This is a genomic window from Mesorhizobium sp. RCC_202 (assembly GCF_041355295.1).
Classification (GTDB): Bacteria; Pseudomonadota; Alphaproteobacteria; order Rhizobiales; family Rhizobiaceae; genus Mesorhizobium.
Window position 1 is genome coordinate 106549 of the sequence record NZ_JBFUPO010000006.1, and the last position, 26853, is coordinate 133401.

General features: G+C 63.9%; 23 protein-coding genes. 7 read left to right on the plus strand and 16 right to left on the minus strand.

The window, feature by feature from the left end:
* The 5 genes from AB6802_RS15675 to AB6802_RS15695 form a co-directional block, all read right to left on the minus strand.
* Window positions 1-1282, minus strand: a 1282-nt coding sequence (locus tag AB6802_RS15675) for a VCBS domain-containing protein (protein ID WP_371011039.1), incomplete at its 3' end; no start/stop codon positions are given.
* Window positions 1283-2054: 772 nt separating this feature from the next.
* Complete coding sequence (gene guaA, locus AB6802_RS15680; protein WP_371011040.1) at window positions 2055-3617, minus strand: glutamine-hydrolyzing GMP synthase; 1563 nt, start codon at window positions 3615-3617, stop codon at window positions 2055-2057.
* Window positions 3618-3793: 176 nt separating this feature from the next.
* Window positions 3794-4432 carry a 5'-methylthioadenosine/S-adenosylhomocysteine nucleosidase gene (locus tag AB6802_RS15685; RefSeq protein ID WP_371011041.1) on the minus strand — a complete coding sequence of 213 codons (639 nt, stop codon included), beginning with the start codon at window positions 4430-4432 and terminating at the stop codon, window positions 3794-3796.
* A 3-nt stretch (window positions 4433-4435) separates the two neighbouring features.
* Window positions 4436-4897, minus strand: a complete 462-nt coding sequence (locus AB6802_RS15690; protein ID WP_371011042.1) for a PaaI family thioesterase — start codon at window positions 4895-4897, stop codon at window positions 4436-4438.
* Between the two features lie 101 nt (window positions 4898-4998).
* Window positions 4999-6288, minus strand: coding sequence for an RsmB/NOP family class I SAM-dependent RNA methyltransferase (locus tag AB6802_RS15695; RefSeq protein WP_371011043.1), 1290 nt, complete (start codon window positions 6286-6288; stop codon window positions 4999-5001).
* Between the two features lie 339 nt (window positions 6289-6627).
* Here AB6802_RS15695 and AB6802_RS15700 point away from each other — a divergent pair, with 339 nt between their 5' ends.
* Window positions 6628-7305 carry an MIP family channel protein gene (locus AB6802_RS15700; protein WP_371011044.1) on the plus strand — a complete coding sequence of 226 codons (678 nt, stop codon included), beginning with the start codon at window positions 6628-6630 and terminating at the stop codon, window positions 7303-7305.
* A gap of 122 nt (window positions 7306-7427) precedes the next feature.
* Here AB6802_RS15700 and katG read toward each other — a convergent pair whose 3' ends face one another.
* Complete coding sequence (katG, locus tag AB6802_RS15705) at window positions 7428-9635, minus strand: catalase/peroxidase HPI (protein WP_371011045.1); 2208 nt, start codon at window positions 9633-9635, stop codon at window positions 7428-7430.
* Window positions 9636-9778: 143 nt separating this feature from the next.
* On the opposite strand from katG, the gene AB6802_RS15710 reads away from it, so the two are divergent.
* The 3 genes from AB6802_RS15710 to AB6802_RS15720 all read left to right on the plus strand — a co-directional run bounded on the left by AB6802_RS15710 (window position 9779) and on the right by AB6802_RS15720 (window position 12358).
* Complete coding sequence (locus tag AB6802_RS15710) at window positions 9779-10687, plus strand: hydrogen peroxide-inducible genes activator (RefSeq protein ID WP_371011046.1); 909 nt, start codon at window positions 9779-9781, stop codon at window positions 10685-10687.
* Window positions 10688-10907: 220 nt separating this feature from the next.
* Window positions 10908-11198 (plus strand): ArsR/SmtB family transcription factor, encoded by a 291-nt coding sequence (locus tag AB6802_RS15715; protein ID WP_371011295.1) that lies wholly within the window; start codon window positions 10908-10910, stop codon window positions 11196-11198.
* 44 nt (window positions 11199-11242) lie between these two features.
* The gene (locus AB6802_RS15720) at window positions 11243-12358 is read left to right on the plus strand and encodes an alkene reductase (protein ID WP_371011047.1); all 1116 of its coding nucleotides are present in this window, start codon (window positions 11243-11245) and stop codon (window positions 12356-12358) included.
* Between the two features lie 165 nt (window positions 12359-12523).
* Here AB6802_RS15720 and AB6802_RS15725 read toward each other — a convergent pair whose 3' ends face one another.
* The 5 genes from AB6802_RS15725 to hisS all read right to left on the minus strand — a co-directional run bounded on the left by AB6802_RS15725 (window position 12524) and on the right by hisS (window position 18581).
* Window positions 12524-13147, minus strand: a complete 624-nt coding sequence (locus tag AB6802_RS15725) for a poly-gamma-glutamate hydrolase family protein (RefSeq protein ID WP_371011048.1) — start codon at window positions 13145-13147, stop codon at window positions 12524-12526.
* Window positions 13148-13230: 83 nt separating this feature from the next.
* Entirely contained in the window at window positions 13231-14997 is a 1767-nt protein-coding gene (locus tag AB6802_RS15730; protein WP_371011049.1) for an AMP-binding protein, read from the minus strand.
* 83 nt (window positions 14998-15080) lie between these two features.
* Window positions 15081-15782 (minus strand): ATP phosphoribosyltransferase, encoded by a 702-nt coding sequence (gene hisG, locus AB6802_RS15735; protein WP_371011050.1) that lies wholly within the window; start codon window positions 15780-15782, stop codon window positions 15081-15083.
* Window positions 15779-16897 carry an ATP phosphoribosyltransferase regulatory subunit gene (locus AB6802_RS15740; protein ID WP_371011051.1) on the minus strand — a complete coding sequence of 373 codons (1119 nt, stop codon included), beginning with the start codon at window positions 16895-16897 and terminating at the stop codon, window positions 15779-15781. The genes hisG and AB6802_RS15740 overlap by 4 nt, the downstream gene beginning before the upstream one ends.
* A 178-nt stretch (window positions 16898-17075) precedes the next feature.
* The gene (gene hisS, locus AB6802_RS15745; RefSeq protein ID WP_371011052.1) at window positions 17076-18581 is read right to left on the minus strand and encodes a histidine--tRNA ligase; all 1506 of its coding nucleotides are present in this window, start codon (window positions 18579-18581) and stop codon (window positions 17076-17078) included.
* A gap of 293 nt (window positions 18582-18874) precedes the next feature.
* Between hisS and AB6802_RS15750 the strand changes: the two genes are divergently transcribed.
* On the plus strand, window positions 18875-19114 hold the full coding sequence (locus AB6802_RS15750; protein ID WP_371011053.1) for a hypothetical protein: 240 nt from the start codon (window positions 18875-18877) through the stop codon (window positions 19112-19114).
* Window positions 19115-19214: 100 nt separating this feature from the next.
* On the opposite strand, the gene AB6802_RS15755 is transcribed toward AB6802_RS15750, so the two are convergent.
* Window positions 19215-19853, minus strand: coding sequence for a DNA-3-methyladenine glycosylase I (locus tag AB6802_RS15755; RefSeq protein ID WP_371011054.1), 639 nt, complete (start codon window positions 19851-19853; stop codon window positions 19215-19217).
* Window positions 19854-20068: 215 nt separating this feature from the next.
* Between AB6802_RS15755 and AB6802_RS15760 the strand changes: the two genes are divergently transcribed.
* The gene (locus AB6802_RS15760; RefSeq protein ID WP_371011055.1) at window positions 20069-20812 is read left to right on the plus strand and encodes a L,D-transpeptidase; all 744 of its coding nucleotides are present in this window, start codon (window positions 20069-20071) and stop codon (window positions 20810-20812) included.
* Window positions 20813-21152: 340 nt separating this feature from the next.
* A complete protein-coding gene (locus AB6802_RS15765; protein WP_371011056.1) occupies window positions 21153-22073 on the plus strand; it encodes a bifunctional 5,10-methylenetetrahydrofolate dehydrogenase/5,10-methenyltetrahydrofolate cyclohydrolase in 921 nt (306 codons plus the stop codon).
* On the opposite strand, the gene glcF is transcribed toward AB6802_RS15765, so the two are convergent.
* The 4 genes from glcF to AB6802_RS15785 form a co-directional block, all read right to left on the minus strand.
* Complete coding sequence (gene glcF / locus AB6802_RS15770; protein ID WP_371011057.1) at window positions 22074-23402, minus strand: glycolate oxidase subunit GlcF; 1329 nt, start codon at window positions 23400-23402, stop codon at window positions 22074-22076. It lies immediately after the preceding gene.
* Between the two features lie 9 nt (window positions 23403-23411).
* Window positions 23412-23825, minus strand: coding sequence for a hypothetical protein (locus tag AB6802_RS15775; RefSeq protein WP_371011058.1), 414 nt, complete (start codon window positions 23823-23825; stop codon window positions 23412-23414).
* Between the two features lie 4 nt (window positions 23826-23829).
* Window positions 23830-25038 carry an FAD-binding protein gene (locus AB6802_RS15780; RefSeq protein ID WP_371011059.1) on the minus strand — a complete coding sequence of 403 codons (1209 nt, stop codon included), beginning with the start codon at window positions 25036-25038 and terminating at the stop codon, window positions 23830-23832.
* Window positions 25039-25318: 280 nt separating this feature from the next.
* Window positions 25319-26815 (minus strand): FAD-linked oxidase C-terminal domain-containing protein, encoded by a 1497-nt coding sequence (locus tag AB6802_RS15785; protein WP_371011060.1) that lies wholly within the window; start codon window positions 26813-26815, stop codon window positions 25319-25321.
* Window positions 26816-26853: the final 38 nt, after the last annotated feature.

Below are 26853 nucleotides of genomic sequence, written 5' to 3' on the forward strand. Positions count from 1 at the left end.
CCTCGACCACCGTGCCGGTGTTGCCGCCGGCAATCACGACCGGGCTGTCGTTGGTGCCGGTGATGGTGATGCTCACCGTCTCGGTCGCCGTCGCGCCCTTGTCGTCCGTCACCGTGGCGGTGAAGGACTGGGTGTCGCTGGCGCCCTCGGCCAGATGATCGGCGGCGCCCTGGTTCAGCGTGAACGTCCAATGCCCCGCGGCATCGATCGCGAACGTGCCATAGGTCCCCGTCGCCGAACCGCTCCAGCTCGCCGTCGCATTGTCGTCGACATCGCTCGACGACAACGTCCCGCTCGCCGCCGGCGTGCCGGGCACGACCGTGCCGTTGTCCTCATTGCCGGCCTCGACCACCGTGCCGGTGTTGCCGCCGGCAATCACGACCGGGCTGTCGTTGGTGCCGGTGATGGTGATGCTCACCGTTTGTGTGTCGGTACCGCCATGGCCGTCATTGGCCTTGACGGTATAGGTCAGTGTCAAGTTCTCGCCTGCGGCTAGGAAGTCAAAGGCCTGCGGCGTCGAATTGAACGACCAGCCTAGATTGTGAGTGTCGCCGGGATTGGCCGCGAGCGAACTCGCCGACAGCGACAACATGCCGAGAACGTCGGCGCTCGTCAGCCCGCCCTTGGTGCCGCCCAACGAGACCGAATCCACCGTTGCCGCAACCGTGTCCAACAGATCGGCATCGGTCACCGTCAGCGTGCCATTGGCGCTCAACGGCGCATTGGTCTCGGTCAGCGAGGCGGCTGCACTGTCGCCGGTCATCAGGTGGATGTCGGGCGCGTCGTTGGTGCCTGCTATGCGCACAGTCGCGGTCGCCCAGCTCAGCGTTCCGTTACCGAGCTTGATCGCATAGGTGAACGTGTCGGTAAAATACTCCCCTACACCGAACGCCTGCAATTGAGCGGTCACTCCGGTTGTATCGTAGTGGACGTAGCCGTCACTTCCGATCCAGATCTTCGCGCCCTTGGCGCTGGTATCAGAGGTACCAGAGAGTCCGGCAGCGTCGGTTGTGTACGTGACGTCCTTCGGAAGGAGATCGACGGGGTAAGTGTTGCCATTTGTGCTGGTTCCGAGCGGACCGGATGCATCGTCTACCGACCAGAGTGTCTTGGCCGCACCACCCGCGTCGTTGGCGAGCACGTCGAGCTTGAGCACACCTGTCAGGTCCTCTGTCAGTGGAACGCCTGAAGCGGTGAGCGTCAGGAGATCATCCTTGGCCTGCGGCGTGTTGGAGAAGGAAACAGTCGTACCGCCTGCGCCGGCAACCTGCTGAGTGGCCATTTTTTATCCCCCTGTCGGCAGACGCGGTGCATCTGCTCGTGGCCGCACGTGACGGCCGACAACCCATGCCGAAACCTTTAATGGCGTTCGGCGCCCAGTTACGTGAGATGGGGGTGACCATGCACCAAGCCGCGACCCCTCGCTCCGGCCGGCGGATGGCCAGCAAAAGCATGGCGATCCACGGACAGGTGGTGCTCAATGGCGATGGCTAATACGGCTATGATCGTCGCCTTGCGTTCCCCAACCCCAGTAGCGCCATGACTCGTTGTTGCCGGTCGAGAGATGTTCACGCTACCCTTATATTAGGACATTATTAACTCTGCAGATGCGTGCGTCAACGTCCAATCGAATGAAGGGTTAATGACAGTATTCGTACTTGTACGGGCCTGCTTCTAAATTGCGCTTCGGGACCTGACCCGTCGGCCCGCGCCAGGGGCCGGCCCTCGAGGCGTCATCGTGATACATCGGGAAACGCCCTTGAACGCCCGCTTCCGGCGCAACCAGGATCTCCAATTTGACGGCCGCATGTCGGCTTTCGGAAAATGGGTATATAGCCCTGAGCGACGGGAGTGCGGCGGAAGGCAGACCCGCCGATTTGCACGCCGCAGCACGCTGCTGCCCCCTGCGTAGCCAAACAGGATTTATTTCCGATGCAACGACGTGTCTGATCAGCCAAACGGCCAAAAGGAGTGCAAAACGAAAAAGTATCTGGGCGAGCATGACGACGGAGGTCGAAAGGTCCCCGGACCCTATGCTATTGCCGCAGTTCCCACTATTCCCACTCGATTGTGCCGGGCGGCTTCGACGTCACGTCGTAGACCACACGGTTGATGCCCTTCACCTCATTGATGATGCGGGTGGCGGCGGCGGCTAGGAAGTTCATGTCGTAGTGGTAGAAGTCGGCCGTCATGCCGTCGACGGAAGTGACAGCGCGCAGCGCGCAGACGAACTCGTAGGTGCGGCCGTCGCCCATCACACCGACGGTCTGCACCGGCAGGAGCACGGCGAAGGCCTGCCAGATGGCATCGTAGAGGCCGGCCTTGCGGATTTCGTCGAGATAGATCGCATCGGCCTCGCGCAGGATTTCGAGTTTTTCGCGCGTGATGCCGCCGGGGCAGCGGATAGCCAGGCCCGGACCCGGGAACGGATGGCGGCCGATGAAGCTTTCGGGCAGGCCGAGCTCCTTGCCCAGCGCCCTCACCTCATCCTTGAACAGTTCGCGCAGCGGCTCGACCAGCTTCATGTTCATGCGCGCGGGCAGACCGCCGACATTGTGATGCGACTTGATCGTCACCGACGGACCGCCGGAGAAGGAGACGCTTTCGATGACGTCGGGATAGAGCGTGCCCTGGGCCAGGAAATCGGCGCCGCCGAGCTTCTTTGCCTCTTCCTCGAAGACCTCGATGAACAGGCGGCCGATGGTCTTGCGCTTCTTCTCCGGGTCGCCCTCGCCCTCCAGCGCCGAGATGAATTTGTCCGAAGCATCGACCAGGATCAGCGGCAGATTGTAGTGCTGGCGGAACATCTCCACCACACTTGCCGCCTCGTCCTTGCGCATCAGGCCGTGGTCGACGAGGATGCAGGTGAGCTGGTCGCCGACCGCCTCGTGGATCAGAAGTGCCGCAACCGAGGAATCGACGCCGCCCGACAGCGCGCAGATCACCTTGCCCTTGCCGACCTGTTGGCGGATGGTTTCGACTGCGTGCTCCCGATAGGCGCGCATCGTCCAGTCGCCCTCGATGCCGGCGATGTTGTGGACGAAATTCCGCAGCAGCCGCGCACCATCAGGCGTGTGCACCACTTCGGGATGGAACATGATGCCGTACATCTTGCGATCGACATTGCCGAAGATGGCAAAGGGCGAGCTTTCCGACTTGCCGAGCACCTTGAAGCCCGGTGGCAGTTCGATGACGCGGTCGCCATGGCTCATCCAAACCTGGTGGCGCTGGCCGGGCGCCCACAAGCCTTCGAACAGCGGGCTTTCCTTCTCGATCTCGACAAAGGCGCGGCCGAATTCGCGGTGGTTGGAGCTTTCGGCGATACCGCCCATCTGCACGCACATGGCCATCTGGCCATAACAAATGCCGAGCACCGGCACGCCTGCGTCGAAGACGATCTGCGGCGCGCGCGGGCTGCCGATGTCGCCGGTCGAGGCCGGGCCGCCGGACAGGATCACGGCTTTCGGGTTGATGCGCTTGAAGGCGGCTTCGGCCGATTGGAACGGCACGATCTCGGAGAAGACGCCAGCCTCGCGAATGCGACGGGCGATGAGCTGCGTAAACTGGCTGCCGAAATCGACAATCAGGACGGTGTCGGGTTGATTGGCTGTCGTCATGGCGAGCCTTTAGAGAAAGAACCGATTCGACGCAATGGGTTGCGCGCTGCGGCTTTCCGTCTCTTCCCGAGCCTTTGATCAGGCTGACTGCTCGTTGAATCGTCCCTCCTGATCCAATTCGTTGTTAGAGCAATGACATACGCCGAAAGCCGGTTCCCACATTTCGGGATCATGCCCTAGGCCAGACGGATCGCTCCGGAGGCGATCGCCTGTTCGAGCAGGCCGACGGCGTCCGCCAGCTTCTCGTCGATGACATGCAGGTACTCGGTCCAGTCGTTGACGTGGCGCAGATCGGCAGCGCCGTCGGAAATGCCGCGCAGGCCAATCAGCGGCACGCCGAACAGCTGGCAGGCGCGCAGGCAGGCGAAGGTTTCCATGTCGACCATGTCGGCATCGATGGCATCGTAGGCCGCGCCGGAAATGATCGCGCCGCCGGTCGAGAGGGCAGCCGTTTTGATGCCGGGGATGACGAAAGGCAGCGGCACCGTCACCGGCAGATCGAGGAATGGCGTGGCGCCCTTTTCGAAGCCGAGCGGGGAAGCGTCCATGTCGCGATAGCTCACCGACACGGCCTGGTAGATTTCCGTCTGCTCCAGCCCGCGGCTGCCGGCGGAGCCGAGCGAGACGACGAGATCCGGCAGCGCGCCCTCAGCCTTCAAGGTAGCCAGCGAAGCGCCCAGTCGCACGGCGGCTTCCACAGGGCCAACGCCGGTCATCAGCGGCGTGAACAGCTTTTTCAGATGCGGGCCGTATTCAGCCTCCACCGCCATGACGAAGAGAACGTTCCTGCCCGCAATCTGCACGGCGCTTGCCATCGATCAGCCCTCGATGCCGTCACGGCCGACCACCGTCATCATCGTGCCGGTCATGGTGGCGATCAGCTTGGCCTCGCCGTCGGCGGCAAAGGCGTAGGCCTGGCCGTCGGCGACGATGATGGTGCGGCCGGGTTTGGTCACAGAGCCGCGGAACAGGAAGCGCTCGCCCCTGCCGGGCGCCAGCAGATTGACCTTGAATTCGATGGTCAGCACGCCGGAATTCTCCGGCATCAGCGAGAAGGCCGCATAGCCGCAGGCGGAGTCCAGCGCAGTGGAAATCACACCGGCGTGCAGGAAGCCATGCTGCTGGGTCAGTGCCGCCGAATAAGGCATCTCGATCTCGATGATGCCGGGCGTCACCAGCGTCAGCTCGGCGCCGATGGTCGCCATGGCCTTTTGCCGGGCAAAGGAAGTCCTGACGCGTTCCTCGAAGTCGGGAGCGGGTACGATCTTGGCTGCTGCCATGGCCTTCGCCTTCTCGTTTTGCTGGCGAAGCTTATTGCAGAGCCGAGCGAGACAGGCAATCTCTTATGTTGCAGCGCAGCAAAGCCTGTTCAGCCACGCGCTCAGGCAGTCTTGCGCAAGGCGTGGAAATAGAAACCATCCGTGCCGCTCAGCGCCGGCGACAGCGAGATGCCGCCGGAGTCGGCGATGCGGGCGGCCTTCCCGTGGCCGGGGAAGCGCCCGTCCCAGAGCGTCCGATGATCGACCGGCGAAAAGCCGTCATGGCGTGCGCGGAAGGCGGCGACCTGTTCGCCGTTCTCGGCGTCGAACACCGAACAGGTGATGTAGACCAAAAGCCCGCCCGGTTTGACGAAGGCCTGGGCAGTGTCGAGGATCGCCTGCTGCTCTCCCTTTCGGGCATCGAGCTGCCGATCGGTCAGCCGCCATTTGGCGTCGGGACGACGCCGCCAGGTGCCGCTGCCGGTGCAAGGCGCGTCGATCAGCACAATGTCCATATGAGCGGTGAGCGGCGCAAGCTCCGCCGGCTTGTTGACAACCTGCACATTGCGATTGTGCGAACGGCGGATGCGCTCGAAGATCGGCGCCAGCCGCACCTTTTCGGAGTCGTGGGCAAAGAGCTGGCCCCGGTTGTCCATCTCGGCCGACAGCGCCAGCGTCTTGCCGCCGGCGCCGGCGCAGTAGTCCAGCACCTGCATGCCGGGCTCGGCGCCGGCAAGTGCGGCAGCAAGCTGCGAACCTTCATCCTGCACCTCGAACCAGCCTTTCTGGAAAGCCGGCTCAGCCTGGACGTTCGGATGCCGGCCGTCGCCGTCGATCGGCGGAATGCGGATGCCATGCGGCGCGATTGACGACGGCGCAGCACCTGTGCCCTGGAGTTCGGCCAGCACCTTGTCGCGGTTGGACAGCAAGGTGTTGACCCTGAGATCCAGCGGCGGACGGGTGGCAAGCGCTGCGCCTTCCTCGACCCACGAGCCGTCATAGGCCTTCTCAAGCAGAGGCGCGCACCAGTCGGGAACATCGGCCCGCACCGCGTCCGGCGCATCAGCAGACCGGCGCCCGGCCACGGCCTTCAGTTCGGCGGCGCTGAGCAGCGGTGGCGCGAATTTGTCGCCGTCGAGCACGTCGTTGAGCGACTGCGCGGTCTGTCCCCATTCAAGCAGCAGCGCGCCGAAGCCGATGGCGCGCGGCGTGTCCTCGCCGAACAGCCAGCCAGCGGAACGCTTGCGGCGCAACGCGTCATAGACGATGTTGCCGATCGCCGCGCGATCGCCGCCGCCGGCAAAGCGATGCGACAGGCCCCAGTCGCGCAAGGCGTCGGCCACCGGCCGGTGCCGCCGGTCGATGTCTTCCAGAACCTCTATGGCCGCTGCCAGCCTTCCGCCCAATCGCATTTTGTCTTCCGTCGTTCCGTATTCTTCCGGCCGCTCTTAAAGCTTTTCCAGCCAGGATTGAAACAGTTCTGTTGCGGCGTTCATGCGTCGCCTGTGCGTGGGATGCGACAAAGCCGATGCCGGAAAGTCGGCTGGCAACATGAAAAGCCGGCCTCACAACAAGGTCTGGAGCAATTCCGGAAATACATTATCGAGCCCTAATGCAATTAACTGGCGCGCACAAGCAAGCAGCTTGGCTTAACCCCTGTGCTTTCCAAGATTCATCGGCAGGAATACTCTTTCGCCGGTGATTCGCGACGCGAGCAACGCGGTTCAGGCGGGTCCTATGAGGAGAGGGCAATGAAGACTTATCTGGCAGAAGTTCTCGGCACGTTTTTGTTGGTGTTCATCGGCACGGCCTCCGTGGTCACGGGCGGCTTCGGCGGCGCGCTGCCGCTTGGCCAGGAAGGCATCGGCCTGGCGTTCGGCATCGGCCTGATCGCAGCCGCCTATGCGATCGGTCCGATCTCGGGCGCGCATCTCAACCCGGCAGTGACGCTAGGCGTGTTCCTGGCGGGGCGGATGCCGGCCAAGGATGTCATTCCCTACTGGATCGCGCAGATCATCGGCGCCATCGTCGCCTCTCTGGCGCTGTGGATCATCGTTTCCGGCCAGACCGGCGGCCACACCGGCGGCTTCGGCGCCAACGGCTGGGACGAGGCCAAATGGGGCATGAGCTCGGCCTTCCTATGGGAGCTGATCGGCACTTTCACCTTCGTCACCGTGATCCTCGGCGTCACCAACGCCAAGCACACCACCGCTTTTGCCGGACTGGTGATCGGCCTGACGCTGGCGGGCATCCACTTCGCCATGATCCCCGTGACCGGCACCTCGGTCAATCCGGCGCGCTCGATCGGCCCGGCGCTGTTTACCGGGGGTGCTGCGCTTAGCCAGCTCTGGCTGTTCATCGTCGCGCCACTGATCGGCGGCGCCATTGCCGGCGTCGTCGCCAAGGCCGGCATCTTCGAGAAAGACTGACGGGTTTTGTCCGAGGCAATTCCGGACGGGGCAACCGCCACACGCTTTCCTGGAATTGCATCGGCCTGAATCGAAAAAGGCGCGGGGCAGGACCCCGCGCCTTTTCTTGGGAGGACGAGGCCTTACTTCGCGGCGATCTCGAAGCGGTCGGCGTTCATCACCTTGGTCCATGCCTTGACGAAATCCTTGACGAACTTCGTCTTGGCGTCGGTCGAACCATAGACCTCGGACAGCGCGCGCAACTGCGCGTGCGAGCCGAAGATCAGGTCGGCACGGGTGCCGGTCCATTTGACCTGCCTGGTCTTGCGGTCGTGCGCTTCGTAGACTTCGTCCGAACCTGGCGTCGAGCCGGCCGCCGGATCCCAGACAGTCGCCATCGACAGCAGGTTGACGAAGAAGTCGTTGGTCAGCGTGCCAGGCTTGTCGGTGAAGACGCCGTGCCTGGAGCCTCCGGCATTGGCGCCGAGCACGCGCAGGCCGCCGACCAGCACCGTCATCTCCGGCGCCGTCAGGCCAAGCAGCTGCGCCCGATCGACCAGCAGCGCCTCGACCGATAGCGGCTGCTTGCCACTGCTGTAGTTGCGGAAGCCATCGACTTTCGGCTCCAGCGCGGCAAAGGAATGGACATCCGTCTGCTCTTGCGAGGCGTCCATGCGGCCCGGCGTGAACGGCACATTCACCGGCTCACCGCCGTCCTTGGCGGCCTTCTCGACAGCAGCCGCGCCGCCAAGCACGATGAGGTCGGCGAGCGAGACCTTCTTGTCCTGCGCCGCGTTGAACTCCTTCTGGATGGCTTCGAGCTTGGCCAGCACCTTGGCAAGCTGCGCCGGCTGGTTGACCGCCCAGTCCTTCTGCGGGGCGAGCCGGATGCGGCCGCCATTGGCGCCGCCGCGCTTGTCGGAGTTGCGGAACGTCGAGGCCGAAGCCCAGGCGGTCGAGACCAACTCGGAGACCGAGAGGCCGGACGCCAGGATCTTCGTCTTCAGCGATGCAATGTCGGTCTCGCTGACCAGCTCGTGGTCGATGGCCGGGATCGGGTCCTGCCAGATCAGCTCTTCCTTCGGCACGAGCGGTCCGAGGTAACGCACGACCGGACCCATGTCGCGATGGGTCAGCTTATACCAGGCGCGGGCGAAGGCGTCGGCGAACTGCTCGGGATGCTCATGGAAGCGGCGCGAGATCTTCTCGTAGGCCGGGTCGACGCGCAGCGCGAGGTCGGTGGTCAGCATCGCCGGCGCGTGGCGCTTGCCCGGATTGTGCGCATCCGGCACCGTAACCGCCCCGGAGCCGCCTTTCGGCGTCCACTGGTTGGCGCCGGCCGGGCTCTTGGTCAGTTCCCATTCGAAGCCGAACAGATTGTCGAAGAAATTGTTGCTCCATTTGGTCGGCGTCGTCGTCCAGGTGACTTCGAGCCCGGAGGTGATCGCGTCGCCGGCAATGCCGGAGGCGTGCTTGCTCGACCAGCCGAGGCCCTGCGCCTCGATGCCCGCTCCTTCCGGCTCGGCGCCGACAAGTGCCGCGTCCCCGGCGCCATGGGTCTTGCCGAAGGTGTGGCCGCCGGCGATCAGCGCGACGGTCTCCTCGTCATTCATGGCCATGCGGCCGAAGGTCTCGCGGATGTCGCGCGCCGAAGCCAACGGATCAGGCTTGCCGTTCGGGCCTTCCGGGTTGACGTAGATCAGGCCCATCTGGACAGCGCCGAGATGGCCATGCAGCTCGCGATCGCCCGAATAGCGTTCATCGCCGAGCCATTTGCTCTCCGAGCCCCAGTTCACGTCCTGCTCCGGCTCCCAGACGTCGGCGCGGCCGCCGGCGAAGCCGAAGGTCTTGAAGCCCATCGATTCCAGCGCGACGTTGCCGGTCAGGATCAAAAGATCCGCCCAGGAGATCTTGCGGCCGTATTTCTGCTTGACCGGCCACAACAGCCGGCGCGCCTTGTCGAGATTGGCGTTGTCCGGCCAGCTGTTCAGCGGCGCGAAACGCTGCTGGCCGGCACCCGCGCCGCCGCGGCCATCGCCGATGCGGTAGGTGCCGGCGCTGTGCCAGGCCATGCGGATGAACAGCGGCCCGTAATGGCCGAAATCGGCCGGCCACCAGTCCTGCGAATCCGTCATGACATGGTGAAGGTCCTTGATCACCGCGTCGAGGTCGAGGCTGGCGAATTCCTTGGCATAGTCGAAGTCCTCGCCCATCGGGTCCGAAAGGTTCGACTGCTGGTGCAGGACGGTGAGGTCGAGCTGGTTCGGCCACCAGTCACGGTTGGTCCTCCCCGAGGAGCCGTGCGCTACGGGGCACTTGCCCGCGCTGTTGTCGTCGGTTTTCGCGTCCATCTTCGTCTCCGATTTTTGCCGAGGTTTTGCCGAGGCGTCGGGGGCAGAAAAAAGCCCCACGCCAATCTGGAATGATTCCAGACTAAGGCGGTCAGGCGATAAAGACAAATTGCCTTTCCTGTTTGTTTTGATAACCTTTGCTTATGATTGGCCTCACTGTCCGACAGATGCAATATTTCGACGCGCTGGCGCAGACACTGCATTTCGGCCGCGCCGCCAAGCTCGCCGGCGTCAGCCAACCGGCGCTCTCCGCGCAGATCGCGGAAATGGAGGAGCGGCTGAACTGCCTGTTGTTCGAACGCGGCGGCAAGACAATACGCATGACCGACGAAGCGCTGGCCTTGCGGCCGCGTATCGAGCGCATCCTGGCCGATATACGTGACGTCGAGACGACGGCGCGGCGCGGCCGTCCTTCCATGGAAGGCCGTTTCCGCCTGGGCATCATTCCGACCGTTGCGCCCTATTTGTTGCCGCATGTGCTGCCGGAACTGAAGAAGCAGTATCCGGTGCTGCAGCTCGAGCTGCGTGAAGCGGTGACCGCGGCGCTGGTGGAGGATGCGGTTTCCGGCCGGCTCGACGCTTTCATCGCCGCGCTGCCGCTCGATCATCCCGGATTCGTCACCGAAGAGCTGTTCCCCGACCGCTTCTTCCTCGCCGTGCCGACCGGCGACCCCGCCTTCGCCTCACCGCCGGTGCCGCCGGAAAGCCCGGCGCTGGAACGGCTGATGCTTCTGGAGGAAGGCCATTGCCTGCGCGAGCAGGCGCTGGCCGTCTGCGGCAATGTGCGGCCTGTGGCAATGGCAAGCTATGGCGCCACCAGCCTGACCACGCTCTTGCAGATGGTGGCGCATGGGCTGGGCGTCACGCTGGTGCCGGAAATGGCGGCAAGTGCCGCAGGTGTCATGCCAGACTTGCGGATCGTGCCATTCCAGGAGCCGATGCCGCAGCGCATGATCTGCCTGGCATGGCGCCGCAACAGGGCGCGCCAGGACGAGTGCGTAGAACTGGCACGGATTATCCGCGGGCTGGATCAGGCAGTGCTGGCGGCTTGAAGAGCTAGAGCCAGTCCGCTCCGGCTGGTGGCCGGTCGCAGTTCATTTTCCACGGCTCGGCAGCCAGCGCGCCTGCGCCCCAGAAGCTGCGGGCATTCCTTGCGGCCACCTGCCCGTGAGCGAAAACAGCTTTCTCCGATCGCCATCAACAATGGAACGGATTTCCTGCCATATCGCCTCTACCCGATCTATATATCGGATGAGATCGATGCAGGTGAAGATGGACAACGACATCATATTGAAGGCGCTGGCGCATCCGTTTCGGCGCGATGTCCTGGCGTGGCTGAAGAAGCCTGAACAGCACTTCGCCGAACAGGCGCATCCGCTTGAAATGGGCGTCTGCGCCAGCCAGTTCGACGGCCGCGGCCTGGCGCAGTCCAGCGTCTCGGCGCATCTGGCGACGCTGGCGTCGGCTGACCTCGTGACCACACGAAAGGTCGGTCAATGGGTGTTCTACAAGCGCAACGAAGAAACCATCGCCGCCTTTCAGGCCGCTCTGTTCGATCTCTGAACACATCCTCCCCGCCCCTAAAGAGTGCATGAAAGGCATTTCTCATGACTACCCTGTTTGATCCCCTGAGCGCCGGCGACCTGACGCTGGCCAACCGCGTCGTCATGGCGCCGCTCACGCGCAATCGTTCTCCGAACGCGGTGCCCGGCGACCTTGCCGTCACCTATTACAGCCAGCGCGCCACGGCCGGACTGATCGTGACGGAAGCCACCGCCATCAGCCATCAGGGCCAGGGCTATGCTCATGTGCCTGGACTCTACGGCGCCGACCAGCTAGCCGGCTGGAAGCGCGTCACCGACGCCGTCCACAAGGCCGGCGGCAAGATCGTGGTCCAGCTCTGGCATGTCGGACGCATCTCGCACACCACGCTGCAACCCGGTGGCGGCAAGCCGGTATCGGCATCGGCGATACGGGCCAAATCCAAGACCTATCTGGTCAAGCCGGATGGCAGCGGCGAGTTCGTCGAGACCTCCGAGCCGCGCGCGCTCGAAACGGCCGAACTCCCCGGCATCGTCGATGACTTCCGCCGCGCCGCGAAGGCTGCGATCGAGGTAGCCGGTTTCGACGGCGTCGAGATCCATGGCGCCAATGGCTATCTCATCGACCAGTTCCTGCGCTCGAGCACCAACCACCGCTCAGACAACTATGGCGGCTCGATCGAGAACCGGTCGCGCCTGCTGTTCGAGGTGGTCGACGCGGTGACGGGTGCTGCCGGCGCCGGCAAGACCGGGATCCGGCTGTCGCCGGTGACGCCTTCCAACGATGCATCGGATGCCGATCCGCAGCCTCTTTTCAACCATGTGGTGGAAGGTCTGGGCGCAAGAGGCCTGGCCTATATCCATGTCGTCGAAGGGGCGACAGGCGGCGCGCGCGATTTCAATCAGGGCGACAAGCCGTTCTCCTATGCCGAACTCAAGGCCACCTATCAAAAGGCCGGCGGTCAGGGCGCCTGGCTGGTGAACAATGGCTACAACAAGGAGTTGGCCGAAAAGGCCGTCGCCGACGGCCGCGCTGACCTTGTTGCGTTCGGCAAGCTGTTCATCGCCAATCCCGACCTTGTCAGCCGTTTGAAGCAGAATGTCGAGCTGAACGCCCCGGACTCGGCGACATTCTATGGCGGCACGGCCAAGGGCTATACGGATTATCCGACGGCAGCCTGAGATTCCTCGAGCGGTTCGTCGATGAACGACGAGCCGCTCGGCAAGGGCACGCCCGGAAAACGAACTCCGTAGAGCGCTTCACCGCTTCACGGCGAAGCGCTCTAACTCTTTGTTTTTACGCAATTCCAGACGGAAAACTGCTTCACGCTTTTCCTGGAAATTGCACTAGGACACGGCCCAGGATTGAACACCATTTCGAGCGTCGACTATCTCGATTGCCTTGCGGACCGCCCCACAGAATTTTTCCAGAAGTTCCGGCTCGCTCCCGAGACGACGGCGAAGAGACAGGGGCACTTCCAGTTGTGCGCCTTTGCCCGTCAGCCCTCGGTTGACGATGTTCGTATCCTGGATACCGGGAAACGGATGATTGTCCTTTTGCGTTTCGAAGCCGGCCTCCTGCAGACGCTCGACTATCTCTGAAACCAATGCGGCGTCCTTGCCGCCCATGTAGACTGTGGAGGGATCGTCCCGGTCCTGACGACCGTGGATGGTGACGACCGTGGACTTCGTCCGCAACAGTTTGAGCGCGGTCACCTCGTCGAAGTTCCGGGACGTTATGTGAAGCTCCCGGTTGCTTTCCGGCATCAGGCCTTCAAAGCAATACATGTCGAGATCGCGTCCTGCTATCGTCTCGGTGATCAGGGATGTGCGGGGTTCGATCTTCCCGCCGTGGGGAGCCATAACGATCGCATTGCCGGTCCGGGAGCCGCGCCGGACGACGATGCGATAGTCGACGTTTTCAATTTTAGCGGCTTTCAACGCCGCGAAATTTGGAAACTCGTTATCCATTAATCCGTCCAAACAAGCATGGTTGGCAGTTCGCGCCCTTGGGCGCGTTTTCAAAAGGCTGAATATTTCGGATCAATCCCGTTTCACGCCGTCTTCTGCGCCACCAGCCCCAGTTCCTCGACCATCGCCTCGCGCATCAGGAACTTCTGCGGCTTGCCGGTCACCGTCATCGGCAGTTCGGTGCGGAAGCGGATGTAGCGCGGGATCTTGTAGTGGGCGATCTGGTCGGCGCAGAAAGCCTTGATCTCCTGCTCGGTCGCGATCTGGCCGGGCTTGAGCACAACCCAGGCGCAGAGTTCCTCACCATATTTGGCGTCTGGGATGCCGAAGACCTGGACTTCCTTGATCTTGGGATGGCGGTAGAGGAATTCCTCGACCTCGCGCGGATAGACGTTTTCGCCGCCGCGAATGACCATATCCTTCACCCGGCCGACGATGTTGCAATAGCCCTCGGCGTCGATGGTGGCGAGGTCGCCGGTGTGCATCCAGCCGTCGGCGTCGATCGCCTCGCGGGTCTTTTCCGCGTCGTCCCAATAGCCCTTCATCACCGAATAGCCGCGCGTGCAGAGCTCGCCTGGAGCACCGACCGCCACGGTCGAACCGTCGGCGCCGATGGCCTTGACCTCGACATGCGGGTGGATGCGGCCGACGGTCGAGACGCGCTTTTCCAGCGGGTCGTCGACGCTGCTCTGGAACGAGACCGGGCTGGTCTCGGTCATGCCGTAGGCGATGGTCACCTCTGACATGTGCATCAGCGACACCACCTTCTTCATCACCTCGATCGGGCAAGGCGAGCCGGCCATGATGCCGGTGCGCAGGCTGGAGAGATCGAAGCTGGCGAAGTCGGCGTGGTCGAGCATGGCGACGAACATGGTCGGCACGCCGTAGAGCCCTGTGCAGCGCTCCTGCGCCACGGCCTTGAGCGTCGCGCCAGCATCGAAACCCTCACCGGGGAAAACCATGGTCGCGCCTTTGGAGACGCAGCCCATCGTGCCCATCGACATGCCGAAGCAGTGATAGAGCGGCACCGGGATGCAGAGCCGGTCGTCGACGGTGAGCTTGATCGCCGAGGTGACGAAATTGCCGTTGTTGACGATGTTCAGATGCGTCAGCGTCGCGCCTTTCGGCGCGCCGGTGGTGCCCGAGGTGAACTGGATGTTGATGGCCTCGTTCGGCTTCAGGCTCTCGGAAATGCGGTCGAGGCTGTCATGCTCGTCGCGGCCGGCCATGGCCAGCACATCGCCGAAATTGAACATGCCGGGCGAATTGTCGTCGCCCATGCGAATGATGGTCTTTAGCGCCGGCAGCTTCTTCGCCTTGAGCTTGCCGGGCTCGGCGGTGGCGAGTTCCGGCGCCAGCGTCTCGATCATGCCGAGATAGTCGGAGGTCTTGAATTTGGCGGCGGTGACCAGCGCCTTGCAGCTTACCTTGTTCAGCGCATATTCCAGCTCGGTCAGCCGGTAGGCCGGGTTGATGTTGACCAGGATCAGGCCGATGCGCGCTGTGGCGAATTGGGTCGCCAGCCATTCCCAGCGGTTGGGCGACCAGATGCCGACGCGGTCGCCCTTTTCCAGGCCCAGCGCCAGGAAGCCGGCGGCCAAGGCATCGACCGTGTCCGACAGTTCGCTCCAGGTGAAGCGCTTGTCCTGGCCGACGAAAACGGCGGCGTCTTGCGTGGCGTATTTGCTTGCCGTGTCGGAGAAGAGCTGCGGAATGGTCTTGTCGAGCAGCGGCACCGAGCGGTCGCCAGAGACATGCGCCGTGCCGTCCACCGGGGCGATGAAAGTGCCACGCGATTTTCGCCCCCGCAGACTGGTGGCGTTCTGGAGTTCGTCGAGATTGATCGCCATCGCCGTCTCCTCCCAGGATACGCCAACCTATCAGCCCGCCGGGGTAGAGGAAACCCGCCGATGGTAGAGGCGGTTCCCTCTCCTCAACGGGGCGGAAGGGCACCCATCTTCGTGGCGATGTCGCGAAGCACGGCGTCATCCGCCGGCGTACGATCTTTTCTGGACGCCACGAGGCAGGCCTGCGATTTCAGGATCGTGCCGTCGCCCAGCACCTTGAGATGGTTGGCGCGCAGCGTCGAGCCGGTGGTGGTGATGTCGACGATGACATCCGCCAATCCTGCCGCCGGCGCACCCTCGGTGGCGCCGAGGCTTTCGACAATGCGATAGACCTGGATGCCGTGCTTCAGCGAAAAGAACTGCTGCGTCAGCCGCCAGTATTTGGTGGCGATGCGCAAGCGCCGGCCATGACGCTGGCGGAAATCGGCGGCGACATCGTCGAGATCGGCCATGCTCTCGACATCGAGCCAGATATCGGGCACCGCGACCACGACATCGGCGTGGCCGAAACCGAGGCGGGCGACGATTTCGGCACTCGCTTCCCAGTCGGCGAGGTTCTCGCGTACCAGGTCCTCGCCGGTGATGCCGAGATCGACGGCGCCCTGGCCGATCTCGCCGGCGATCTCGGAGGCCGAGAGGAAGGCCACTTCGACATTGTCGAGGCCATCGATGCGGGCGCGGTATTTGCGGTCGTCGTCCGGCAAAGTGACGGCAAGACCGGCCTTGGCCAGCACCTCCAGCGACTGTTCCTTGAGACGGCCTTTCGACGGGATCGCCAGCGTGATCATCCGGTGTTCTCCCGCAAGGCTTCGATGCGGTCGAGCCAGACCGAGAAGCCGACGCCGGGGATCGGCTTCTTGGCGCCAAGCAGCGTCAGCAGCCGGTCATAGCGGCCGCCGCCGGCGAGTGGGCGGTCGCTACCTTGCGCCGCGATCTCGAAGACAAGACCGGTATAATAGTCCAGCGGCCGGCCGAAGGCGGCGTCGTAGCGGATAGTTGCCGGCGGCAAGCCATGCGCTTCGATCGCCTTGGCGCGAGTGGCGAAATTCTCCAGTGCCGGGCCCAGCGACAGGCCGGCAGCGGCGGCGAATTTTTCGAGCGAAGCGGTCGCGTCGCCCAAAGCGACGTCGATCTCGAGAAAGCCTTTCAGCGCCGAGAATGCTTCGTTGGAGAGCCTGACACTGCGCAGTTCCGCCTTCTCGATCAGACGCCTGGCGATATCGGCCGGCGCGCGGCCGGACGAAGCGGAAAGACCAGCCTGTTCCATGCCGTCGGCGATATGGGTGGCAAGGCCCTCGACATCGCCGTCGAGCACCAGCATGGCGACCGGGCCGGAAAGCTGGCTGTTGCGCGGCGGGTTGGCAAGATCGGCCAAGGCCGCTTCCAGCATCTGCGCCGAGCCGAACGCACGCGCCAGCCGCATGCGCCAGCCGCGCGGCAGGCCAAGGGCTGCCAGCACCGCCTCGAACAATGTCTGGTCGCCCAGTGTGATCGCCAGCGTCTGTCCCGGCAGCACCAGCGACAGCAGCGCATGCGCGTCGGCCAAGGAGCGGGCGTCAGCAGCGGCGATGTCGCGGTCGCCGAGATCCTCGATGCCGGCCTGAAAGAACTCGTTGCCGCCCTCGCGGCGCTGGCGGAAGACTTCGCCGAGATAGGAATAGCGGCGCGGTGTGCCGGCCTGGCTGGATATGTGATCGAGGCAGACCGGAATGGTGAATTCCGGACGCAGGCACAGCGTCTTGCCGGTCTCGCTCTCGGTCAGGAAGATGCGGCGGCGCAGGTCCTCGCCGGCCATATCGAGGAACGGGTCGGCGGGTTGGAGCACCGCGACTTCGACCGCATGGGTGTCGCGGGTGGCGAAGAGGTTGATGATGTCGGCTGCGATGGCGGGGCGGGAAGTCATTGATAGGTTGGGCGCGAAGTCCCCCTCTCTGTCCTGCCGGACATCTCCCCCTCAAGGGGGGAGATTAGCAGCTTCAAGCGCGGCGCCTTTTCTGCAACGTTGGAAATTGGCGAAGGCATGCGCGACATCCAATCTCCCCCCTTGCGGGGGAGATGGCCGGCAGGCCAGAGAGGGGGGCTCAAGCGCCACCCTTTGCGCGATCGGCCGCCTGCGCCGCCAGAATCTTCCGCACCTCTCCGACCAGCTCAGCTTCCCCCACCGTCACCTGCGCAGGCCTTGCAGCGCGCCATTCGGCGTTGTCGGTGATCTCGGCGGACATGCGCGCGCCCTCGATCAAATCCTTGATCTGCAATTCGCCCTTGGCGCGCTCGTCGCCGCCCTGGATGACGGCGACCGGGCTGCCGCGGCGGTCGGCGTATTTGAGCTGCGCCTTCATGCCGGCGCCGCCAAGATACATTTCGGAGCGAATACCGGCGGCGCGGAGCTCGGCGACCATCTTCTGGTAACGGCCGAGGCTTTCCGTGTCCTTGTCCATGACCAGAACGACGACCGGAGCGATGACGTCGGAGATGTCGAGCTTGCCGAGGTTCTTCAGTGCCGTCATCAGGCGGGAAACGCCGATGGAGAAACCAGTCGCCGGCACCGGCTCGCCACGGAAGCGTGAGACCAGCCCGTCATAGCGCCCGCCGCCGCCGACCGAGCCAAAGCGCACGATCTGGCCTTCATCGTTGGGGATTTCGGCCAGCAACTCGGCCTCGAAGACCGGGCCGGTGTAATATTCGAGGCCGCGCACGACGGAGCGGTCCATTAGGACGCGGTCCTCGCCATAGTCTGCCGCACGGACCAGAGCTTCAATCGTCGCGAGCTCGCCGACGCCCTCCTGGTACATAGCGTTGGCATTGACGCTGGAATCCTGGCCAGCCTGCGCATTCCTTGCTGTTGCCAGGAGAACCGCTTCGGCCTGTGCGTCATTCAACCCGGCGCCCTTGGCGAAGTCGCCTTCGCCTTCCTTGCCGCCGTCCCACCGTCCCGGGCCAAGCAGGAGCTTCACGCCTCCCGGTCCAAGCTTGTCCAGCTTGTCGATGGCGCGCAGGACCGTCAGCCGGCGGCCGGCATTCTCCTCGCCGCCAAGGCCGATCGCCTCGAGCACGCCGTCGAGCACCTTGCGGTTGTTGACGCGAATGACGTAGTCGCCGCGCTTGATGCCCAGCGATTCCATCACGTCGGCCATCATCATGGCCATTTCGGCGTCCGCGGCGACGCCCGGCGTGCCGATGGTGTCGGCGTCGAACTGCATGAACTGGCGGAAACGGCCGGGGCCGGGCTTCTCGTTGCGGAACACCCAGCCGGCGCGATAGCTGCGATAGGGCTTCGGCAGCTTCTCGAAATTCTCGGCGACGAAGCGCGCGGTCGGCGCGGTCAGATCATAGCGCAGCGACAGCCACTGCTCGTCATCGTCCTGGAAGGAGAAGACGCCTTCGTTAGGCCGGTCCTGGTCGGGCAGGAATTTTCCCAGCGCGTCCGTGTATTCGATCAGCGGCTGGTCGGCCGGCTCGAAACCGTAAAGCTCATAGACCGAGCGGATCGTCGCCATCATCTTTTCGACGGCGCGGATGTCCTCGGCGCTGCGGTCGGCAAAACCACGCGGCAGCCGCGCTTTCGTCTTTTCGGATTTGTCGGCCATGGGATGGGTACTCAGTGTTTCGTTGCCCGCCCTGAATAGGAAGCTTCCTACTTCCAAGGCGCGCGTGTCCTAACCGATGCTGCTTGGTGCGGCAAGCGTTTGCAGCCTGGACACCAATCGTCGCAGCCACCAACGGGTCAAAAGTAAACACCGGTATCCTTTTTGGGGATTCGGTAGCTTTTCAAAGCTCTCGAAACAAACCGCGCCAAAAACGAAACAATTCCGCCATCGGCGCGGCATGCTACCGACACAATCGACGATCATAAAGCGCGCCGAAACAAGGGCTTCGGGCAATGATCACGGCGAAAGACATCGACAGCGGCGAGCCGGCCGGCAGGTTGCGGCCTGCCGAAGGTCATGCGCTCAAGGCAGCCAGCCATCCGGCCGGTCCGTTCGACGTCGCAGTCGACGCAAGACAGTCCTCGTCGGCGCGCGATGCGCTGATGACCGGGCTGCTGGTGATCTATCCGGCCTTCGCTGCGTTGGCCGCTATCCTTGCCGGCCTGTTCCTGACCGGCGCCAGCGGCGTTTGAGCTGAGGTTTTAGCGAGAAATCTCGAAGGTCGGCGCCGCCCCTCATCCGCCCTTCGGGCACCTTCTCCCCGTAGAACGGGGAGAAGGGAAGGCGTCCCTCCTACGTCGGCCGCTTCAGCTTCTTCCTTTCCGCTTCCACCTCCTTGCGGCAGTAGCAGCCTTCGAGATGGTCGTTGACCAGGCCCATGGCCTGCATGAAGGCGTAGACCGTCGTCGGGCCGACGAAGCTCCAGCCGCGTTTCTTCAACTCCTTCGAGATCCGGACCGAGATCGCCGTCGTCGGATTGGCGCGCAGATGGGCGAGGTCGACGCTCCGGGGCCGCTCGTCCGGACCCGGCTCGAACTTCCAGAACCAGGCGGCCAAGGAGCCGAACTCGTCGACCATCTCGCGGGCGCGCTTGGCGTTGTTGATGGTCGAGACGATCTTGCCGCGATGTCGGATGATGCCTGCATTGCCGAGCAGGCGCTCGACATCCTTGTCGGTGAAGAGAGCCACCTTGTCGAAGTCGAAACCGGCAAAAGCCTCGCGGAAATTCTCGCGCTTGCGCAGGATGGTCAGCCAAGACAGACCCGACTGGAAACCTTCGAGGCAAATCTTCTCGAACAGCCGGCGGTCATCGGTTACGGGCCGGCCCCACTCATGGTCGTGATAGTGGAGATAGTCCGGCAGATTGCCGTGCCAGAAGCAGCGCGCTTTGCCGTCGGGCCCGTCGAGGATGCCGGTATTTTCAGTTCCCATTGCCGTAAATCCATTTCGTTAATGCGCTTCAACGGCGCGTTTACCGTGGCTTTACCAGATTCCTGAACCGGCCGGTAACCACACCAAAAGGTTTACTGACAGTTCCGCATTTTACGCATTCCGATTCATGTTTTGCTTGGCCCTGCGCGCCAAGGATCGCGACACCGAGGGCTATCCCCGCCCTTGGACGAGTTCGACGATCAAGGTGCGTTCCGATGAAGACAGCGTTTTGTTCCCTGCTAGGTGCCGCGGCGGTTCTTGCCGCCGGCGTCACGACCTCACTTGCCAACGACCGCTACGCCGACAGGCCGCCGGTGATGGTGAGCCCGGACCTTTCAGCACCCTGGGTGCTGCAACTTGGCAAGGCGCCCGGCATCGTGCGCCCTACCCGCCAGGCGGCAACGCAGCAGCCGCTGCGCCGGCTGTTCCAGGCACAACCCGACCAGCAGCGCACGGCGGCCGTGCAGCAGCCGGCCAGGCGCATGGTGATGCGGCCGCAGATCAACCCGATCTATTTGCCGCAGGAAGTCGCCTATGATGGACCGGCAAAGCCGGGCACCATCGTCATCGATACCCATCAGAACTTCCTCTATCTCGTCGAAAAGAACGGCAAGGCGCGGCGCTATGGCGTCGGCACCGGCAAGCCGGGCTTCGAATGGTCGGGCACGCACAAGATCACCGACAAAAAGCAATGGCCGGACTGGCGCCCACCGTCGGAGATGATCAAGCGCGAGGCAGCCAAGGGCCGCTACCTGCCGACCTATCTGGCCGGCGGCATCGAGAACCCGCTCGGCGCGCGCGCGCTCTATCTCGGCACCACCGAATACCGCATCCACGGCACCAACCAGCCATGGACGATCGGCGGCGCGGTGTCTTCCGGCTGCATCCGCATGCGCAACGAGGACGTTGTCGACCTTTATGAGCGCGTCAATGTCGGAACCACGGTCGAGGTGATATAGTCATAACGAATCAGCCGGTTAGGCGACGCAGCGCTTTTCGTCCCAAGCTGTTGCAGCGAAGTCATAGTGCAATCGCTCGGGATATGCTTAAACCGGTGAAGAGTTTACGGGGGACGGGCCGTGTGGGGATACGGCCGGTCACGAAAGGCAGCGCGGGCAACCGCGCTGCCTTTTTCGTTTCCTGACTGGGTAAGTCGCGCCTTAGGCAGGGTGGTTCGCTTTCAGGGCTGATTTTCGTGCGAACTTCTGTTATTGCAGCGCACAAATCTTGGTTTTACGCAATTCCGCACGGAAAACCGCTTCAGCGCTTTTCCCGGAACTGCCCTAGAAGGTGCCACCCATGTCCCGGACCGACGACAGCCGCTACCTGAAAGGCGGCCCTGTCGCGCAGCGCATCATTGCTTCAGTGCGCGAAGACGCTGCCATAGCCACCGCCGAAGGTTTTCCGCCGAAGCTGGTCTCGATCACCGTCGGCGACACCGACGCGGTCGATGTCTATGTGCGCAACCAGCGCGCCAAGGCCGCCCTTGCCGGCATCTCCTTCGAGGAGCGGCGCTTCGCCGCCGACATCACCGCCGGCGAGTTGGAAGCCGCGATCCACGGCCTCAACGCCGATCCACGCGTCACCGGCATCATCATCCAGCGTCCAGTGCCGGTGCATATCCCGATCAAGACGCTGCAGGCGGCGGTGCATCCGCTCAAGGACGTCGAAGGCATGCATCCGGCCTCGATCGGCAACATCGTCTACAACCAGCTCGATCTGGCGCCCTGCACGGCGGCCGCTTCGGTCGAATTGCTGAAGGAAACCGGCCTCGACCTCAAGGGGCTCGAAGTGGTGGTCGTCGGCCACTCCGAGATCGTCGGCAAGCCGATCGCCTTCCTGCTGATGAGCGAGGGGGCGACGGTAACGGTGTGCCATCACATGACGCGCTCGGTCGCCGCGCATGCGCGCCGCGCCGATGCGCTGTTCGTCGCCGTCGGCAAGCCCAGGCTGATCAAGGCCGACATGGTGAAGCCAGGTGCGGCCGTCATCGACATCGGCATCAATTCCGAGATCGGACCGGACGGGACCAGCCACATCGTCGGCGACGTCGACACCGAAAGCGTCAAGGACGTGGCGGCCTGGATCACGCCGGTGCCCGGCGGCGTCGGTCCGCTGACCGTGGCGATCCTGCTGCGCAACACGATGGTGGCGCTCAACCGCCAGCGCGCGCTCTATCGCGCGACCTACGGCGTCGCGGATCAGCTCGCGGCGGAGTAGCTATTCGGCAGCGACCAGCGCCGCTTCCAAAACGCCTTCCGGCCTCGGACCGCCATAAGCCCAGTCGAGCAGCTTTATCGTGTGCACCACCGGCAGCTTCGCCGCCGACGCGATCTGCGTGATGCAGCCGATATTGCCGGTGGCGATGATCTCGGCCCCGGTCGCCTCGATATTTTTCACCTTGCGGTCGCGCAGCTTGGCCGAGATCTCCGGCTGCAGGATGTTGTAGGTGCCGGCCGAACCGCAGCACAGATGGCTCTCGCGCGGCTCGCGCACGACGAAGCCGGCCTTGGCCAGAAGCTCCTTCGGCTGGCGCGTGATCTTCTGTCCGTGCTGCATCGAACAAGCCGAGTGATAAGCAACGACCGTGCCGGGTTTGCGCATCGGCTCGGGCAGATCGAGCGCGGCGAGATATTCGGTGATGTCCTTGGCCAGCGACGACACAAGCGCGGCCCTGTCCGCATAAGCCGGGTCAAGGCGCAGCATGAAGCCATAATCCTTGATCGTCGTGCCGCAGCCCGATGCCGTGATGATGATGGCGTCAAGACCGCCCTGGTCGACGGCGCGCGTCCAGGCGTCGACGTTCTGCCGAGCGGATGCCAGCGCCGCCGCCTCGCGGCCCATGTGATGGACGAGCGCGCCGCAGCAGCCCTCGCCTTCCGGCACCACGACCTCGACACCAAGCCTCGTCAGCAGCGAGATGGTGGCGTCGTTGATGGCCGGATCGAGCACCGATTGCGCGCAGCCGGTGAGGATGGCGACACGGCCGCGTTTTTGGGTCCCCTGCCCGGCATGCATGCCCGGCTTCGCCTTTGACGATGCCGCCGGTAACGACAATGGCGCGAGCTTCAGCATGGCGGCGACCGGCTTAAGCGCCGGCAGTTTTTCGAACAGGCCGACGAACGGACGGCCGAGCCCGGCCAGTTTCAGCGCGGCGCGGAAGCGGTTTGGGTGGGGCAGCACGAAGGCCAGCAGTGCGCGCGTCAGCCGATCGAGCAGCGGGCGCCTGTAAGTCTCCTGAATATGGGCGCGGGCATGATCGACCAGATGCATATAGTTCACGCCCGACGGGCATGTCGTCATGCAGGCGAGGCAGGACAGGCAGCGGTCGATGTGGGTGACGATTTCCTTATCCGCCGGTCGGCCGTTCTCGAGCATATCCTTGATGAGATAAATGCGGCCGCGCGGCGAATCCAATTCATTGCCCAGTGTCACATAGGTCGGGCAGGTGGCGGTGCAGAAGCCGCAATGCACGCATTTGCGCAGGATCTTCTCCGATTCCGCGACTTGCGGATCGGCGAGCTGGGCCAGGGAAAAATTGGTCTGCATATAACAATCCTACGGCAGGAAGCCCCAGCTTGCCGGCCTCGCGACAGGCTCGGATCCGAACGCGAGATTCAGGCAGCGGATCGAACGGACAACGCCCCAGATCACCAGGACAAGCAGCAACGGCAAGGTAGTCAGTACGAAATCGGCGATGAAATCTTCGCCAGCCAGTAACAGAACGATCGCAAGGGCAGCAGCAAACGCCAGCAAAGCGCAAATACCCACGGCCACCGTTCGCCGTGCCACTTGATAGTGGCCAGCTTGCCAGCCTCGCGCGCGCCCTGCCTGATACCAGGCAATGGCACCACCGAGCAGCGCGAATGGAAAGCAGACGAGGAAGCCGATCATCACTGCTGCGTTCGTCAGCCTGACCAGCCCATTGCCTGGTACGGATGCGTCCAGATTGTCTGCGCTGCCACGCTGCATACAATCAGCCTCCCATGCGACCGGGGTTGAGTATCTGCTTCGGGTCGAATTCGGCTTTCAGCCGCGTCGACAGCGCGGAGAGGTGCGGCGGCTGGGGCTCGAAGACGGGCAGCGCCGCGCGATGCGGGGCCGACGCGCGCACCAGCGTCGCGTGGCCGCCGCCATGCTTGCGGATCAAGCCGCGCAAAAGATCGGCTTCCGGATCGTCCTCGCGCATCGACAACCACACCAGCCCGCCCTGCCAATCGTAGAAGGCGTCGACCGCCGCCCGCATCCGCAGCGCCATGACCATGTGATGGGCCTCGGACGGCGCCATCGAGACGCGCCAGACCGGCCGCGCGCCGCCATCGGCGAAGGGCCGGCAATCGCGGATGTCGCGCCAAAGCGTCTCCGACGCCTCGCCGGCGATTTCCTCCAGCGGCCCGGCCTTGCCGAGCAATTGCTTGAGCGCCTCGATGCGGTAGACGACCGAAGGTCCAAATCCTTCGACGCGCAGCAGCGTCGCGGCATCGCTGCCATGCCTGCCGCCGGCAACCCGCGCGGCAATGCGCTCCGGCAGATGCGCCGCGCTCGATACTTCAGCGCTGAAGCCGAGCGCCAGCGCCATGGCGGCGACAGCGGCATCGTCGAGCAGACCGCGAATTGCCAGGGTCACTTCGGTCTCGGCGGCCGGCAGAACCTTGAAGGTGACGTCGGTCAGCACGGCCAGCGTGCCCCAGCTGTTAGCCATCAGCTTGGAAAGATCGTAGCCGGTGACATTCTTGACGACGCGGCCGCCAGATTTGAAAGCCTCGCCGCGACCGGCAACGGCGTTGATGCCTAGAATATGGTCGCGCGCCGCACCCGCCTTCAGCCGGCGCGGACCGGAGACGTTCGAAGCCAGCACGCCGCCGACCGTGCCTCTGCCCGACTCGCCGCCGAGTAGCGGGCCGTAGTCCATCGGCTCGAAGGCGAATTGCTGGCCGTTTTCGGCGAGCAGGGTTTCGATCTCGGCGAGCGGCGTGCCGGCCTTTGCCGACAGCACCAGTTCGGCCGGCTCGTAGAGTGTGACGCCGGTGAGCTTCGACAGGTCGAGCGTGTGCTCGCTCTGTTGCGGGCGGCCGATGCCGCGCTTGGAGCCATGGCCGAGGATTTCGAGCGGCGTTTCCTCGGCCGCCGCCCATTGGACGGTGGAGAGTGTTTCGGCGGAAGTGGTGGGGGTGAAGGTGGTCATTACGCAAAGACCTGGTTCCTCGCCCCCGCAAAGCGGGGGAGAGGTGGCTCGGGCGAAGCCCGAGACGGAGATAGGTCGAGTTCCTTCGCGCCCCTCTCTGTCCTGCCGGACATCTCCCCCACTTGGGGGGAGATTAGCGGCGTTGACGCCTCGCTCATTCCTGCCAGTTTGAAAGTTGGCGAAACCGGCGATAACGGCCAATCTCCCTCCTTGTGGGGGAGATGTCCGGCAGGACAGAAGGGGGCGTCGTAGACCGCCGACGCGCGAATTTGAACCCCCATCAAAACCTCGGAATGTCCGGAAAGGCCACCTGCCCCCGATGCACGTGCATGCGCCCCAGCTCGGCGCAGCGGCGCAGTTGCGGGAATACCTTGCCGGGGTTGAGCAGGTGGTTTGGATCGAAGGCGCATTTGACGCGCATTTGCTGGTCGAGGTCGACCTGGTTGAACATCTCGGGCATCAGGTCGCGCTTCTCGACGCCGACGCCATGCTCGCCGGTCAGCACACCGCCGACCTGGACACAGAGCCGCAAGATGTCGGCGCCGAAGCTCTCCGCCTTGTCGAGTTCGCCCGGCACATTGGCGTCGTAGAGGATCAGCGGGTGCAGGTTGCCGTCGCCGGCATGGAAGACATTGGCGACGCCGAGGCCGTATTTCTCCGACAGCGCGCGCATGCCAGCCAACACCTTCGGCAGCTCCTTGCGCGGGATGGTGCCGTCCATGCAGTAGTAATCGGGCGAGATGCGCCCAACAGCTGGAAAGGCTGCCTTGCGGCCGGCCCAGAAGCTCAGCCGCTCCTGCTCGGACTGCGAGATGCGGCAGGTGGTCGAGCCGTTGCGGTAGGCGATCGCCTCGACCAGGCCGATCAGGTGATCGACCTCGACGCCCGGGCCGTCGAGCTCGACGATGAGCAGCGCCTCGACATCGAGCGGATAGCCGGCATGGACGAAATCCTCCGCCGCGTGGATCGCCGGACGGTCCATCATTTCCATGCCGCCGGGAATAATGCCGGCGCCGATGATATCGGCGACGCATTGGCCGCCTTGTTCGCTGGTCGGAAAACCGATCAGCAACGCGCGCGCCATCTCGGGTTTCTTCAGGATGCGCACAGTGACCTCGGTGACAACGCCGAGCAGACCTTCGGAACCGGTCATGACGCCGAGCAGGTCGTAGCCTTCCTGGTCGAGGTGGCTGCCGCCGAGCCGCACCACCTCGCCATTCATCAGCACCATCTCGATGCCCAGCACGTTGTTGGCGGTCAGCCCGTATTTCAGGCAATGCACGCCGCCGGAATTCTCCGCGACGTTGCCGCCGATCGAGCAGGCGATCTGGGAGGATGGATCAGGCGCGTAATAAAAGCCCTCCTGCTCGACGGCGGTGGTGATGCCGAGATTGGTGACGCCCGGCTGGGCGACGACGATGCGGTTGGGATAGTCGATTTGAAGAATGCGATTGAAGCGGCTCATAACCAGAAGCACCGCATCCTCCAGCGGCAGCGCGCCGCCGGAGAGCGAAGTGCCGGAACCGCGCGGCACGACGCGGATGTTGCGGTCGTTGCAGTATTTGAGCACGCGCGAGACCTGCGCGACCGTTTCCGGCAGCACGACCACCAGCGGCAATTGCCGGTAGGCGGTCAGGCCATCGCTCTCGAAGGCGCGCATTTCGTTGGTTGCGTCGACAACCCCCTCGCCCGGCACGATAATGCGCATGTCGGCAACGATCTCGGCGCGCCGGCGCATCGTCTCAGCATCTGGCTTGGGCATGGCTAGGCCGGACATCGGGCAGCCTCTTCGCTTGACTGGTTAAAATCTTTTAC